The 15,177-nt window shown below is 61.7% G+C and carries 11 protein-coding genes; 7 read left to right on the top strand and 4 right to left on the bottom strand.

Annotation, left to right across the window (positions count from 1 at the left end):
* Positions 1-106 precede the first annotated feature (106 nt).
* Positions 107-703 (top strand): helix-turn-helix domain-containing protein, encoded by a 597-nt coding sequence (locus tag QW379_09340; protein ID MEM2870600.1) that lies wholly within the window; start codon positions 107-109, stop codon positions 701-703.
* Here QW379_09340 and QW379_09335 read toward each other — a convergent pair.
* Positions 700-5,175, bottom strand: coding sequence for a C25 family cysteine peptidase (locus QW379_09335; GenBank protein MEM2870599.1), 4,476 nt, complete (start codon positions 5,173-5,175; stop codon positions 700-702). The genes QW379_09340 and QW379_09335 overlap by 4 nt on opposite strands.
* A 93-nt stretch (positions 5,176-5,268) precedes the next feature.
* On the opposite strand from QW379_09335, the gene QW379_09330 reads away from it, so the two are divergent.
* The 3 genes from QW379_09330 to QW379_09320 are packed head-to-tail and all read left to right on the top strand — an operon-like array spanning position 5,269 to position 9,227.
* Complete coding sequence (locus tag QW379_09330; GenBank protein MEM2870598.1) at positions 5,269-6,207, top strand: biotin/lipoate A/B protein ligase family protein; 939 nt, start codon at positions 5,269-5,271, stop codon at positions 6,205-6,207.
* An 8-nt stretch (positions 6,208-6,215) separates the two neighbouring features.
* Positions 6,216-7,370 (top strand): homoaconitate hydratase, encoded by a 1,155-nt coding sequence (locus QW379_09325; GenBank protein MEM2870597.1) that lies wholly within the window; start codon positions 6,216-6,218, stop codon positions 7,368-7,370.
* A gap of 18 nt (positions 7,371-7,388) precedes the next feature.
* The gene (locus QW379_09320; protein MEM2870596.1) at positions 7,389-9,227 is read left to right on the top strand and encodes a PKD domain-containing protein; all 1,839 of its coding nucleotides are present in this window, start codon (positions 7,389-7,391) and stop codon (positions 9,225-9,227) included.
* Here QW379_09320 and QW379_09315 read toward each other — a convergent pair.
* A complete protein-coding gene (locus tag QW379_09315; GenBank protein MEM2870595.1) occupies positions 9,224-9,523 on the bottom strand; it encodes a hypothetical protein in 300 nt (99 codons plus the stop codon). The two genes, QW379_09320 and QW379_09315, sit on opposite strands and share 4 nt — an antisense overlap.
* A gap of 69 nt (positions 9,524-9,592) precedes the next feature.
* Positions 9,593-10,741, bottom strand: a complete 1,149-nt coding sequence (locus QW379_09310; protein MEM2870594.1) for an FKBP-type peptidyl-prolyl cis-trans isomerase — start codon at positions 10,739-10,741, stop codon at positions 9,593-9,595.
* Between the two features lie 65 nt (positions 10,742-10,806).
* Here QW379_09310 and QW379_09305 point away from each other — a divergent pair, with 65 nt between their 5' ends.
* Positions 10,807-12,171, top strand: a complete 1,365-nt coding sequence (locus QW379_09305) for an adenylosuccinate synthase (GenBank protein MEM2870593.1) — start codon at positions 10,807-10,809, stop codon at positions 12,169-12,171.
* A gap of 107 nt (positions 12,172-12,278) precedes the next feature.
* Here QW379_09305 and QW379_09300 read toward each other — a convergent pair whose 3' ends face one another.
* A complete protein-coding gene (locus QW379_09300) occupies positions 12,279-13,223 on the bottom strand; it encodes a carbohydrate kinase family protein (protein ID MEM2870592.1) in 945 nt (314 codons plus the stop codon).
* A gap of 88 nt (positions 13,224-13,311) precedes the next feature.
* On the opposite strand from QW379_09300, the gene asnS reads away from it, so the two are divergent.
* Both asnS and QW379_09290 read left to right on the top strand, forming a co-directional pair.
* Entirely contained in the window at positions 13,312-14,613 is a 1,302-nt protein-coding gene (gene asnS / locus QW379_09295; protein ID MEM2870591.1) for an asparagine--tRNA ligase, read from the top strand.
* A gap of 371 nt (positions 14,614-14,984) precedes the next feature.
* Positions 14,985-15,177, top strand: a 193-nt coding sequence (locus QW379_09290; protein ID MEM2870590.1) for a hypothetical protein, incomplete at its 3' end; no start/stop codon positions are given.

Genomic DNA, 15,177 nt, shown 5'->3' with positions numbered 1-15,177 from the left:
TCACATTCCCGCGCGGGTTCCACATCGCTCTCTATTTATGCAATATATAATCTTTTCATATATACCCCGAATCTTTATATTCATTTGTGACCGAATGATTGGTCTGATGGGGTTTGTGACACCGGGTCTGGCAGCCCTGATGCTGCTCATCATCGTCTCGCCTATCTCGGAAGGATGGGATGAGCGGAGCAGTTCATCCCCCCCCGACTCCTTTGGAAACCCCGGCCGTTTTATCCCGCTGTTGGATCCCGCGTCCGCGTTTCTCGCTGTCCCGCTATACACGAGGCTAAGGAGGGAGGGTCTGCTGAACCACCAGCTCAGGGAACAGATATTTGGATATGTGTTGGCCCACCCGGGAGCCTGCTTCAGCCAGATAATGAAGGAGCTGAATCTGACAAATGGAGTGCTGGCCTACCACCTCAGCACACTAGAGCGCGAGCGACTCGTTCGTTCCCTGCGCGATGGAGCCTTCAGGCGCTATTATCCTTGCTCTAGCCTAACAGTACCGTTCGAGGAGGAGAGGGCGGTACTCCAGAGCATCAACTCGCTTCCGGGTATCGCTGTCGCTGAACTCGCCGCTGAGATGGACCTTCCAAAGCGCCGTCTCGACCGCCACCTCGCCTCCCTTGTGCAGAGGGGTCTCGTCAGGGTGGAGAGGCGTGGCAAAAGGAGTTTCTTGTTTGCTACTCGCGTCGCGGGTTAGCTCCCCTTCCAAGCGGATATCTCGAAGTGGCCACAGTTCTTGCACTTGAAGGCGTGCTGGCCTCGTGCCTGAAGCCTCCTGAGCTGCTCGCCCTGAGAACCGGGTAGTTCCGTGATACGGTGGAGCTCCGCGCCGCACTTCGGGCAGGGCCTGCCGCCTGCGACTGAGGCCGCGGCGGAGGGCGCCGAGAGAGGAGGAGGGGGTGGTGAGGAGGGGGGGCGGGGTGCATGGATTCTATCCTGAGGAACCTGAGGTGCAGGAGCAGGCCGGCTGGGAGGACCGCCAGTCGATGCGTACGTGGGGTTGCGCTCAGCGGCGTCGCCTCCACCACTACCGTAGAGAACCTCGTCCGCTCCTCCCCCGGCCCTGGTCGGCCCTCCCGCTTCCACGCCCTCTGGGAGGCCTCCCGCCGAGCCGCCCCTGCCTTTCTTCCATCTCTCGCCACAAATGTAGCAGTAGTCGGCGTCGGCCTCGGTCTCGTTTCCGCACTTTGGACAGGTGATTGTTCCGGTGGTAGGCTCTGGAGCGAGTTCCGCTGTTGCCTCAGGGACCTCCCCTTCGGCCCTCTCGGTCACCGTCGCGGCCGGGGCTCCCGCCTCCTCGGCCCAGGCGAGCGCTGGCATCAGTTCCCTTTTCCTCTCCTCTTCCGCCCTCTCCTCCTCTCTCTCGGGCCTCCTCCTGCGTTGCCTCAGCGCGAGGACGCCGGCGGTGGCCACTACTAGAACGATGATCCCGATTGCAATGCCTGCATAGAACACCACGCCTAGTTCCTCCTCCTCGGGAGGCTTCACCGGCGGCGGAGGCGCCGGCCTCTCCCTGACCTCGATTCTGAAAGCCGCGCTCCTGCCTTCATTCCCCGCGCCATCTCTGCCGAGGGCAATAACGGTGTAGTTCCCGGGCGAGGAGTAGGCGTGGCTGAACTGTGTGTTGCTCGTCCAGCCGGTGTCGTTGCCGTCGCCGTAGTCGAGCAGGTAGGCCTGCACACCATTGGCGTCCGCGCCGCTGAGGTTGAAGCTGACGGCCTCGTGCGGCTCGACGAGTAGACTGCTGATTGTCAGGCCGATCGTCGGGGGTATCGTGTCCACTTTGAAGCCCTTACTCTTCTCCTCCTCCTTGTTCCCGGCCTCATCCATGGAGTAGTAGTTCAGGAAGTGCCTCCCCTCGGGAACGTCGAGCTCCTTTGTGTATTTCTGCACAGAATCCGTCTGCGTGTCCCAGTAGTAAAATATGTCCGCGCTCCCATCGTTCCAGAGCTTCACCTTCGGCTTTCTGGTGTACCACTCGTCCCCCAGGTCAGCGGGGGCGATGGATATGTTGGTCGCCGGAACGATGGTGTCCACCTTGAAGGTGGCGAGCCTGTTGACCTCCCTGTTTCCCGCGAGGTCAACCGCGTAATAGGTCAGGGTATGAATGCCTTCGGGAGGCCTGAGAGGCTCTGTGGCACACTTGAACTCTTCTGTGTCCCATCTATAGAATACGGTAGCCTCTAGCTCCGTATCGAAGCTCAGGAGGGGCCGAGTGATGTACCAGCCGTTCTTCCCATCCGGAAGCTCCGGGTCTGCAATCACCTTCGTTGTGGGCGCGCGAGAGTCGACCATGATCGTAAGGTTGTTTAGGGGCTCTACATTGCCGGCGGGGTCTATCCCATGATAGTAAAGAGTGTTGATGCCCTCCGGCGCTTTGAGTGGTACTCCCGTGTAATTCTCCTCATCCCCCTCGTTCCATCTGTACACTACAGTGTCTCCCACAACATCGGGGAAGAGGGAGATTGTGGGGGCGATTCTGTAGAAGCCGTTCTGACCATCGGGTTTTGGGGGATTTACGAGAGCGCTGGTCACTGGCGGCGTCATGTCCACCTTGAAGTGGAGTGACCTCTGCGGCTCTCTGTTCCCGGCCTGGTCCTTTGAGTAGAAGTGGAGGGTGTTCTCGCCCTCGGGAACGGTCAGGGGCGTCTCGTACCTGTCGAAGTAGGGGTCGGCGTTCCATTTGACCCATATAGAGGGTGAGCCGCTGTCGTTGCATGAGAGAGCGACGACGGGACTGCTTCTATACCAGCCGTTGTTCCCGTCCGGCTCGGGGGGAGTGACATTGACCACTGTCTCGGGAACCACAGAATCGACCTTGAAGTTATAGTCCCTAGTGCCCTCCTTGTTTCCAATATAATCGACAGAGTAGAATTCCAGCCTGTGCACGCCCTCCGGGGCAGTAATCGGGCCCGTATACAGGGTGAAGGGCTGGCTGTCCCATCTGTAGAATGTCTGGACAGCGTCCTCGGCGGTCAGGCGAATCTGGGGGGCCGTCTTGTACCAGTCATTCTCGCCATCAGGCTGTGCTGGAATAACGTGCAGCGCCGTGTAGGGCGCGAATGTGTCTATCATCGATGAGAGGTACTCGACCGGTTTGAAGTCGGCCCTCGTGATGGTTATGTTTGCGGTCTGGAGCGTCTGGGGGACGAAGAGCTTGCACTTTCCGTCGAGCCTAGTGATGTTGACTTCGTAGACGCCGGAGGCCTGGTCAATCAAACAGACCAAGCTCATGTTCAGTGGGGTATTGTGCATCGCGTCCCTGACAGTCACTGTGACCTCCTTGTATCCAGGGTTTTCGCTGATCACGGTCTGCGGATTGATGTCGGGGGGTGCCTCGGTCCATACGGGGCAGTTGACCTCGCCGAAGAGGTTGAACTCGAAGAACGCCTTGGTCGCGGCCTCCCAGAACGGGAACCACGAGTCTGCGAAGGCGTACTTCCCGTTGAGGAGCGCCCTGCCGGCATAAAGGTTCTGGTTGTTCAGAGTCTTCCCGAGCTCCATCATGTGCATGAAGTCCATCCCGATACCGATGCCGTTGGCCTCGTAGCCGTAGTTCAGGTTGCCCAGGGTAACTCTCGAGGAACCGACGTACGCGATCGCTCCATTGTCCAGATTGTTTTCCGTCAGCGCCTCTGCGAGGCATTCCCTGCCGTCAAACCATCCGGTAAGGCAGGACATACTGAGGAGCACAGGCTTTTTATTGCCGTTGTTCAGGGAGGAGACGTCGCTCGAGTAGAAAAGCACCCCCGGAGGGCCGGAGGAGCTAAAGTAGTCTGGCGTCCCGTGGGCTATCCATGTTCCAAAGGCGAAGCCATTGTTGATGGAGTTTATGAACGCCTGCCTGCTCAGCGTTCCATTGGCCTCGTAGAGCCTGTTGATTGTTCCGTAGAGAACGCTCAGGTAGCCGTAGTAGCCCTGCTGATTCTTGTAGACGAACTCCTCCATTTTGTTCCTCATCCAGGTTGCGTTGCCGGCGCTGCCTGCGTCGGGGGCGAGTAAGGTGCAGGTGTCCATCCAGGCCCCAGCGCTAGGGTTCCTCTCATAGTTCACAACATTGTTCGCCCAGGTCGTTACCTTCGAAACGTCGCTGCTGGCGAAGCGCGCCACCCAGACGTCGGGCCTTGCGTCGTCTAGGTCATAGGAGTCCCATAGGCCGTCGTTGTTCGTGTCGAACAGCTCGCCATAGACATGGTCGTGGTCGAAGGAGTCCCATGTGGTTCCGATGTCTAGGCAGGCGTAGTATGTATCGGTGGGCATCCAGTCGTCGTCGTAGGGTGCAATAGGCCAGGGGTTGTCGCAGAGGCGCGCGGGCACGTCCTCGTGGTCTCCCACAATCTGAACCCACTCGAGAGAGCTGTTGTAGTACTTGTCCCGCAGGAAGTTGCGCAGCCTCTCAGGTGTGTCGTAACCGGGATAGTTTGCATTTATCCAGGAGATATCGTAGGACCTCGCCGGGAGGCCCTTCTTGGTCTTCCACTCGAGCAGTGGCTTGAGGGCTGAGGAGCTGTTAACGGCGGAGGTGGTGATTATTATGTACTTCTCGATGGGCGCCCGGGGGCCGGGGAAGGGTCGGGGAGTCTCGTCGTACCACAGCTCCAGCTCACATTCGGTGTAGAGGACCGCCTCCTCCTTGGCGGGATTGTACCTGAAGGGGTTGACGATGATGTTGTAGGACCAGACCCTCATGCCATCGTCGGTCCTCCCCTCACCGATTTTGTGGACCTCGTAGGGCCTCAATGGGTAGAGAGCGTTTCTCGAGTAGAAGCACTCGTCCACGAGAGGCCGGGTCGTGTCCGGTCTGTCCAGACCCATGAGCTCGTATGGGGGCGCGGGCATCAGCCTGACGCCGTAGTACCTGACCGCTCCCCCGAACCGGGCCTCGGCCTTTATCAGGGGGTTAGGGAGCTCCAGATTCACGACCCGATAGGGAATCATCGGTTTACCAGGGTCCATGCTGACGGCGCACCCGGTGACCTGAATCACCGACCATTCCCGGCCGAGGTAGTCATCGGTAGAGGCCCAGGCCTCGAACCGCAGAGGAATTCTGTGTTGCAGAGGTAGCTCCGCCGCGTCGCTTCCAGAGGCAGCGGGGCTGAGAGGTCTGACAAGCCCAGGGGCAAGAAGCATCAGCACCGAGACCAGCGGAACTACTACACTCGCTCTCATAAATCTCGCCACTTTCCCATCACCGGAAGTATATTTATTGGTTTTGGTGCTTATCCCAAGACCGTAACCGACCGCAGCGAAGGGGTGAGCGGGATGGAGCGCACTGGGAGGCTGGTGGACACGGGACCGGCCCCCGGGCCATTCACGGCGGCGCTTGACGAGGCGATAGCGCGGGCGCGGGCCTCGGGGTCGGTCCCAGACACTCTGCACTTCTACAGCCGCAGGCCGCCGGCCGTCACGATCGGGTACTCTTTGGACGCCGCGCAGGAGGTGAATCTGGACTACTGCCGCGCACGCGGAATCGATGTGGTCCGCAGGCTGAGCGGCGGCGGGGCGATATACACTGACGAGAGGCAGCTCGTCTACTCCCTCACAACCCAGAATCTCCTCCCTTCCTCTGTCGAGGCCTCACTCCGCGTCGTCTGCACAGCGCTCGCGGAGGGGATATCAGCTCTTGGCGTGCGGGCTGAATTCTCGCCCGTGAACGACGTCATCGTGAACGGAAGGAAGGTCTCGGGCTCCGCCCAGATGAGGAAGTGGGGAGTTGTCCTGACCCACGGCACGATTATCGTCGACGCGGACCCAGCCGAGATGTTCAGGGCGCTCAGGGTTCCCAGGGAGAAGCTTGAGAGGCACTCATTGTGTGCCCCTGAGAGTCGTGTGACCTCATTGCGTGCCGAGCTTGGCCGCGCACCCCCGATGGAGGAGGTGAAGGCGGCGCTCAGGGATGCGCTCGAAAGGGCGCTGGGGGTAAGATTCGCTCCTGGCCGTGCCACCCCCGCGGAGGTGGAGCTGGCTGCCGAGCTTGTCAGGACTCGATACGGACGGCCAGAGTGGAACATCGGGCTCAGACAGAGGAGCGGAGAGGGGATGGAGGGGATAGAGAGCGGGTCGCGCGGTTCGGAGTGCTCCGTTACTCCTTCGTGTTCTATGGAGGGGCCGAAGGCGAACCCTGAGCTGATGGGCGAAACTGAGGACGGAGAGGATGGGAACGGGCACGAGGGGCGTGATGGAGGGAGGAGGGGAGGTTGATGGGTCCGGTGTTGCGCGGAGTTTCCGGCAGCGCAGGAACAGGGGCTGCCGTCTCCCATTTCAACTTCATGACGAAGAGGAACCTTCCTCCAAAAATCACGATCTATGACACCACGCTGCGGGACGGCGAACAGATGGTCGGTATCGCATTTTCGGAGCGGCAGAAGCTTGGAATCGCCCGGAGACTTGACCAGCTTGGCGTCCCCCAACTAGACGTGGGCTTCCCAGCCGTTTCCCGGGAGGACATGATGGCGGTGCGGAAAATCGCCCGCGCGGGCCTCGACGCTGAAATCCTCTGCCTGTCCAGACTCCGCAAAGAGGATATTGACGCCGTACAGGAGGCTGAGGCCGACGCCGCCCTCCTCTTCATCGCCGCCTCCCCTCTGCATCTCAGGTATAAATTAAAAATCACAGAAGAGGATGTCCTGCACAGAATTCCGGAAGCGCTCGACCACGCGAGATCCTTGGGCATAAAGGCCTCCTTCACCCCAGAGGACGCAACTCGCACCTCCTTGCCTTTTTTAAAGAAAATGATAAAGACCGCACTCGAGGCCGGGGCCTGGCGGGTTGGTATAGCCGACACGCTCGGCTGCGCCACTCCCGAGGCGATTCGCTTTCTCGTCCAGCGCCTGAGGCCGCTCGCGCGCACGCCATTCACCCTCCACCTGCACAACGACTTTGGCCTCGCCCTCGCGAACGCCCTCGCCGGTCTGGAGGCAGGAGCGGATACAGTAGCTACGACGGTCTGCGGCTTTGGCGAGAGGTGCGGCAACGTTCCTCTCGAGCAGCTCGCCGCCGCCCTCAGGTTCCTCTACGGTAGGGACACGGGCATAAGGATGGAGGGTCTGACACCGCTCTGCAGGTACGTCGCACGGATCGCCGGTGTCAGGATACCCCGCAACGCCCCCATCGTCGGCAATGGCGTCTTCACGCACAAGGCCGGTATCCACATCGCGGGGGTGCTCGCCTGCCCCGCGACCTACGAGCCCTATCCTCCGGATGCCGTGGGAAACAGGAGGAAAATCGTGCTCGGAAGGCACAGCGGGCGCTCGGCGGTGGGGGTCATTCTGCGCTCGCGCGGCGAGCGACCCGACCCGGCATCTCTGGAGAGGGCCCTCAGGCGCGTTAAAAAAAGGAAAAAGGAAAGAATAATTATTATATAGAAAAATGGTTGGGCGGATATGTGGTCGAAGGGGATTGAGAGCCCGCTGGAAAACCTGCGCGAGAAGTGCTGCCTCGATGCGTGGTCCCTCCCCCGACCCACAGCCGTTCCCAGAGGTAGAGATCACGCAACAATCATCGCTTGCCGACGAGTGAGAAGCCAGAGCCCCACTAGGCGGCTGGCCCTATTTTCTTGTGTAATCATCGTAGCGCTCGCCTTGACCGTCCCCCTCCGCCACGTACCCGCCGACGCCACCCTGATAACCGGTGCCGAGCCCCCTAACGAGCCGGTCATCAATGAAGGTGAGAGCGTCACCTTCTCCGTCACAATCTCGCCCGGCGTAGCGGTCGAGCTCAGGTGGCTCGTGGACGGCGCCTCACAGGGCTGGAGCGGGAAGAGCTTCACCTATAAAGCAAACTTCAGCTCCGCAGGAGCGCACACGGTGACCGTTGAAGCCACCTCCGGTGCCGTCACTGACCTCCACTCATGGAACCTTACCGTTATCAACGTGGACTTGCCGATGTGCGTCACCGGGCTCGACCCCCCCGTGGACATCGAATTGGGCTCGGGAAGCAGCAGAAGTTTCTCGGTCAACGTCTCCAACCCCGACGGCGACCCGCTGGTCTTCCAGTGGTTTCTGGACGGCGCGATCCTACTCGGCTGCAACGGCTCTGAGCTCATTCTCGAGCCCCCAGCTGGGAGCTCGGGAGCGCACACTCTCAGGGTCTACGTCTCCGATGGGGCGAGCTCATTCGAGTTCTTCTGGAATGTGAGCTTCATCGCGCCCCTTCTGGCGCTCCCGGAGGGCGACGTGGAGATGCTCGAGGGCGAGAGCAGGGCATTCCGCTTGGAGGGGGCCCGGGGCCCGGTCTCTTGGGCCCTCGACGGCGCCATTCTGAACGCCTCCGGGAGCTGCTTCACCTATTCCCCGAGCTACAGAGACAGCGGCGTTCATAATCTCAGCGCTCTTTCGAACGGCACCCTCCTCCATTCATGGACAGTAACAGTAATCAACGTCAACCAGCCTCCGATCATCCCCGATGGCTGGCTTGTGGTAGGATACGTGGGCGAGCCCGTGTCCGTGAGGCTGACGGCCCGCGACCCCGACGGGTCCATCCAGAGCTACGAGTGGGACCTAGATGGAGACTACACGTTCGAACTCCGCTCGAACTCAACGCCCAACCTCACTTGCGTTTTCCACACATCGGGAGTGAGACCGGCGGTCCTGAGGGTCACGGACGGCGAGGGCGCTTTCTCGGAGACGATTTTTATTCTGGAAATACGCGAGCGGCCACCCTGGCAGGGCTGGACGGAGGTGGCGGCCGCTGGCGGTGCAATGTGCATTCTCCTCCTCATCATCGCGATCGCCCAGAGGAGGCGCATCGCGCGAATAAGGGAGGAGAGGGCGAAGGACGAGTTCTTCGTCCAGAAGAGCCCCGAGGCTGAGAAAGAGCCAAGGATGCCTATCGGGCCCGAAATGGTGAAGGAGGGAGCGGGAGGGGAGGGCGGCGCCCAAAGGGACGAGAAGAAACGGGAGGGCGGTGAGCCCGGGGGCGACGCCGGGCCGCCGCCCTCGGGCGCAAGAGAGGGCACCGGTGCGAGCCCGCCCGTTCCGGAGGCGGAGGAGGAGCCTGAGCTCCTTCAGGTGATGCCCTCCCTCGGCGCTCGGGAGGGCGAGCTGGAGGCCGAGCCCGGCCATCATGAGGTCGAGCTGAGGCCGCCCGGGGAAAAGAAGGGAGAGCCCTCGACGGAGCCCCCGTCGGCCGAGCCCGGAACTCCGGAGCAACCCGCCCCCCTCCGGGACAGGGTAGCGGAGGCCGAGGCGGAGCCAAGGGAGGCGGGGGACCTCCCCGGCTAGCTCTCGAAAATCATACCCATGCCGACCGAGGCTCTCTCCTCCTCCTGCCTCAGCTTCCGGAATGCCTCGGAGGCCTCGGGCTCGGGCAGCGGTTCACCCAGCTCCTTGAAGAGCTCCCTCGCCCGCTCGATGGCGGCCGCTGTGCCCTCGATGAAAACCAGATGTAGCTCGGACTTCAGCCCTAGCACGGCAGCCTCTCGGGTCGTAATGCTCTGGCGGCTAACGAGGTCGTCCTTCAGGACCTCTCCGATTCTGGGCGCCATCTCCTTCCTGACCCCAATTACTATTCTCTCCATCTCTCTCCCTCCACCTCTGCTCTCCGCTCCCTCCCCGAGCACGCGGGGAAGGGCTAGGTCGGTTCCCCGTCACGATATCGCCACGACTCTTATTATGAAGTAGAGCACCTGTGTCGCAAGAGGGTTGCTGTAATTCGTGTTGTACTCGAGCTCAATGTGGCTCGATGTCAGCTCGACGATTTCGGCCGCGATGCCTTTATATGAGGCGTTCACGCCCGCTGTCGGGTAGTGCCGGACCTCTATTCTGCCCCTCCCACCGTCCGCGCTCCCGTTGACATCGACGACCCTGCTCTCCCAGCCGTATGGCGTTGAGGTTTGGCCCGGCTCAGGGAGAGTCAGGACGGTGACAGAGTCCTGTGTCACGTTTACAACATGAACCTTCCAACCCCAGTAGGGTTCGAGCACGACCTTGTTCGGCGCGGGCTCCTCGCCGTAGGTCTGGGTGAAGTTAAGGATAGTCATCTCCCTGACCATCGGGAAGCTCTCACTCAAGTTGATTCTAACTCTCTCGAACTTTCCGTAGCCCTCCCGGGGCTCGACGGCCAGCGTCCTGGACTGCCCCACGCACATCCCGAGAACACCGCTCTCGAACCCCGACACCATCTGGCCCTCTCCGACCCTGAAGGATAGCGGCTCGTATTTGTTGAGCGCTGGGGGGCTGAACCTTGGACTCTTCTGAATGTAGATGTCGCTCCCCACGGACCGCACGGAGGTGTCGAAGACCTCGTAGCTCGAGAGATAGCCAGTGTAGTCCACCCTCACCTGACTGCCCCGCACCACCACCGGCTCCGCGGGCTCAATGACATTGATAACGAGCCCCTTCGTTACTGCCCCGCCCTGTGCAAGGGTGGGTGTGGCGAGGAGCTTCACAGTGTACCTGCCCACGTCTGTGTCAGGTGGAATGCCCACGGTCACGAATACGGGCTTCCTCGCCTTCGGCCCGATCTCAAAAGTTGTGTTGCTCAGGGTGACTGACCATCCCGGCGGCTGGGAGTCCACGCTCACATGGAGCACCTCTTGCCCGAGACGGTTATTCTTCAAAAGCACGATGAAAGTCACGTTGTCGCCCGCGGCGGCCCGCAGAGACCCCTCAATGGGCGAGAGCCTGAGCTTAGGTTCCTCTGGCGGGGGCCCACCGAGGCACCCAGCGATGATGAGCAACAGCGCTGATGTTAGGACAGCCCCGAGCGCCGAGCGGATTTTACTACCCTCGTCCATATGCAGACCCCAGGTATGCAGCGAAAGTCATTTATTCTTTTGCGTGGTTTGCCAGAGAGAGGCCCATGCCGGCAGAGGTGGTTGTCGGGGCCCAGTGGGGGGACGAGGGCAAGGGTAAGATTGTGGACTATCTCTCGCGCGAAGCAGACTATGTCGTTCGCTTCAACGGCGGTGACAACGCGGGCCACACAATACGCGCTGGCGGGAGGGAGCTGAAACTCCATCTGGTCCCCTCCGGGGTACTAAGAAAGGGCTGCACGGCCGTTATCGGCAATGGAGTCGCGGTCAACCCCTGGAGGCTCATGGAGGAGCTGGCGATTCTTAGGAAGCAGGGAGTGAGCGGGTTCAAGCTGCTCATCAGCGAGAGGGCCCACGTGATTCTCCCGCACCACATCCTTCTCGACGGTCTCGAAGAGGAGCTCAGGGCCGGAGGGCGGCTGGGTACGACCGGGAGGGGCATAGGGCCCGCTTTCACCGACAAGGCCGCGCGCCTCGGGGTGACGATGGGGGACCTCCTCGAGAGGGACACGCTCGAGAGGAAGCTCTGGCTGATTCTCGAGGCGAGGCGGGCCATCCTTGATACCACCGGCCGCCGGGGGGCGCTCCCCCCTTGGGATGAGCTGATTCAGCGCTGCCTAATCGCGGGAGAGACTCTGAAGGAGAACGTCTGCGACACCTCCGCTGTGCTGAACAGGGCGCTCGATGTTGGGAAGAGGGTTCTCTTGGAGGGGGCGCAGGGAACCCTGCTCGACCCAGACCACGGCACCTACCCCTACACCACATCGTCGAACGCGGTGGCGGGAGCCGCCTGCACCGGAGCGGGAATCGGTCCTCGGAGAATAGACCGTGTGCTAGGGGTTGTCAAGGCCTACACCACTCGCGTGGGCGAGGGGCCCTTCCCGACTGAGCTCGACGATGAGAAGGGGCACCACCTGCTCGTGAAGGGGGGCGAGTATGGCACAACGACCGGCCGCGCGAGGAGGTGCGGCTGGCTCGACCTCGTGGCCCTGAGGCACGCCTGCCGGGTCAACGGTTTCGACGCCTTGGCACTCACAAAGCTCGATGTCTTGGGGGGATTGAGAAAAGTCAAAGTGGCGGTCCGTTACAAACTCAGGGGGCGGAGGGTGCGCGGCTGGCCCCTTAGCCTCCGGACGCTCGGTGAGGCGAGGCCTGTGTATAGAGAGCTGGAGGGCTGGCCGGAGCTCGGCGAGGAGGAATGGAGGGACATTGCCTCACGAGGCTACGAGGCCCTTCCACTGCAGGCCCGGGCCTACATCGAGTTCATCCAATCAGAGCTCGGTACGCCAATAGAGCTGATATCGGTCGGGCCTGCAAGGGAGGCGACGATTGACCTCAGGAAGGAGCGCCCGGCGCGGCGGAGCCGGCGACCACGAGCCTCGTCAAGCCGAAAGCGCCGAGCACTCGATTGAGGCTATGCGCTTGTGAGGCCTCTTCAAACGTCGCCCGGGCCCCGCTCTTGCACTCTCTCCCGCGTTCGTCGCGAGGCCCACCCCAGACCCCTCGCGTTATAAAATCCTCATCCTCTTTCCCTTTTGCAGGATCTTATGAACTCGATCAGCTCGGCCGCACTCGGGGCAGCGGCGGTCCCGCCCACAGCTGTAGTGCTAAAGGCTCCCGCGGCGCTGGCCAGGAGGGCGGCTCGAGCCGGGGGCATCCCTTTCAGGAGGCCGTAGACGAGGGCCGCGTCGAAAACATCGCCTGCACCCGTGCTGTCCACCGCATTGACCCTGAAGGGCGGGATGCGGAGGACACCCGCTTCTTCCGAGAGCACGAGCGCCCCCTCCGCCCCCATCTTCACGGCGACGTTTCTCGCCCCCATATCCCTTAGCGCACCGGCCGCCTCTTCCACGTTTTTCTTCCCAGTTATCGCCCTGGCCTCGTCGAGATTTGGCAGGAACCAGTCGGCGGCGGTCAGGCAGCCCCCGAGCTCCCAGGCTCCGCTGGGGTCCCAAGCGACATCAAGCGAGGTCTTTGCTCCCATCCTCTCCGCCGCCCTTAGGGCCCTCTCGATGCCACGTGAAGTCAAGGATGGGAGGAGGAACATCGAGGAGATGTGGAGCCAGCGGCAGCGTGGGAGCCCCTGGAGTTCCCTCGACTTCAGGGAGGCCCCGGCTCCGATGTGGTGTAGGAAGGCTCTCTCCCCGTCCGGGCGCACGAGAACAATTGTGGTGGCGGTCCCCCCCCTCCCCCTCCTGACCCTCTCCGTCTCGACCCCTTCCTCTGCCAGCCTACTAAGAATCCAGTCGCCCCAAGAGTCTCGGCCAACCCTGCCGGCCAGAGCCGTGCGCAGGCCGAGTCTCGCTGCGGCCACAGCGAATATTGCGCCGTTTCCGCCGATGGCCGGCCTTGGCCCACGGGAGAGTTTGGTCAGGGTGCCCCATGAGGGTAGGTCCTCGAGCGGGCCTACCTGGTAGTCAATCACTATGTTCCCGACGGCGATAACGTCGAGCGGTGTCCTCATGATGCTCCGTATGAGACGGCGCGATAATGATGCTTTCGCGGGGCTTGAGACCTAAATCTTTATTTCGCCACAGGACTCTTGAGCGGGCATGTCTGGAGAGACGGTTAAAATCCGCCGCGTTCTGAGCGGAGAGCTCGAGGGAAGGGAGGCGAGGGTCCGGGGCTGGATATACCGAACCCGCTCGAGCGGGGGAATCTGCTTCGTGCAGATTAGAGACGCCACCGGCGTTCTCCAGACAACGGTGGCGAGGGGAGCGGTTCCAGAGCCGGACTTCGAGGCGGCAAAGAGGGCGCTCATTGAATCCTCGGTTGAGGCCGGGGGCATTGTGACTAGGGACGCGCGCGCCCCGGGAGGCTGGGAGCTCAGGGCCAGCAGTTTTAAGATTCTGGGTGCGGCCGCTATTTTCCCCATCACGGAGTACCAGAGCGAAGAGCACCTGCTGAACAACCGGCACCTCTGGATTCGGAGCCGCGCGCTGACCAACGTGATGAAGGTCAAGGCGACGGTCCTGGCCGCGGCGCGCGAGTGGTTCGCCCGGAACGACTTCTACGAGGTCACTCCCCCCATCATCACCTCCAATGCCTGCGAGGGCGGTACCACGCTCTTCGAGCTGAAGTACTTCGACCAAAAGGCCTATCTGGCCCAGAGCGCGCAGCTCTACCTCGAGGCCATCATGTTCTCGCTCGAGAGGGTCTACAGCCTAACGCCCTCGTTCAGGGCGGAGCGCTCCCGCACAACGAGGCACCTCGCGGAGTACTGGCATCTCGAGGGCGAGGAGGCCTTCGTCGGAAATGAGGAGAACATGCGAATTCAGGAGGAGCTGGTCTCTGCGATGGTCAACGCCGCGGCGGAGAGGAACCCGGAGGAGCTGAGGGCGCTCGGCCGCGACCCGGCGGAGCTCAAGAGGGTCACTCCCCCGTTCAAGAGGCTCAGCTACGCGCAGGCGCTGGAGCTCCTGCGCGATAGGGGCTACGGGATGGAGTGGGGCGAAGACCTCGGCACCAACGAGGAGAGGGTTCTGGTCGAGGGCGAGGAGAAACCGGTTTTCATAGTCAACTACCCGAAGGAGGCCAAGCCCTTCTACATGCGCGAGAACCCCGACGACCCCCGGACCTACCTCTGTGCCGACCTCCTAGCGCCCGAGGGCTATGGCGAGATCATCGGGGGGAGCGAGAGGGAGGTGGACGCGGACAAGCTCGTCGAGAGGCTCAGGGCGCAGGGAACGCCCCTCGGGCCCTACGAGTGGTACATAGACCTCAGGAGGTACGGGAGCGTCCAGCACTCGGGCTTCGGGCTCGGGATCGAGCGCCTCGTCCGGTGGATATGCAAACAGGAGCACATCCGGGACACCATCCCGTTCCCGAGGACGATAAACAGGGTCTATCCGTGAGGGAGCGCGGCCCGGAGGGCGGACAGACCGAAGGTCGTCGGGGCGAAGACCACACCCGGGAAAAGTCGGCAGATGACATTCCCAGAATTCGCGGGTGACTGCCACGGGGCCATGGAGGCACCTCGCCCTGCGCGGGCCGGGCCATCCAGAACGAGTATGGATTTTTTCACAACAAATTATTTATATCTCCAATTTTATGAATGATGTGGGCGGGGTCGATAGGAGAAGAGTTTCTCGAAGCATCTGGAGCCCTCTGCTTGCCAGCTTACTGATTCTCTCGGGCAACCTCTCGACGCTAAACGCAACGGGGGGGAGGGTCGGGCAACTACCCGGCGCCGGAGCAGGACGACTGGGTAGTAGCCAATGATACTATGGTCTGGAACGAGACAATAATTCTCAATGGAAATCTGATTGTGGCTGCGGGCGGGAATCTGACCCTTGAGAACGTGACCATTCTCTTCAACTGCACATCCAATGGCCAGTACCGCTTCGAGGTTCAGGAAGGCGGCCAGCTCCAGATTCGGGACGGAGACGGAGAGCCCTCGATAATAGCCTCCTATACCG

This window comes from Thermoplasmata archaeon (assembly GCA_038851035.1).
Classification (GTDB): Archaea; Thermoplasmatota; DTKX01; order VGTL01; family VGTL01; genus JAWCLH01.
The sequence above is the reverse complement of the archived record's forward strand: the minus strand, read 5'-3'. Positions and strand labels throughout refer to the sequence as shown.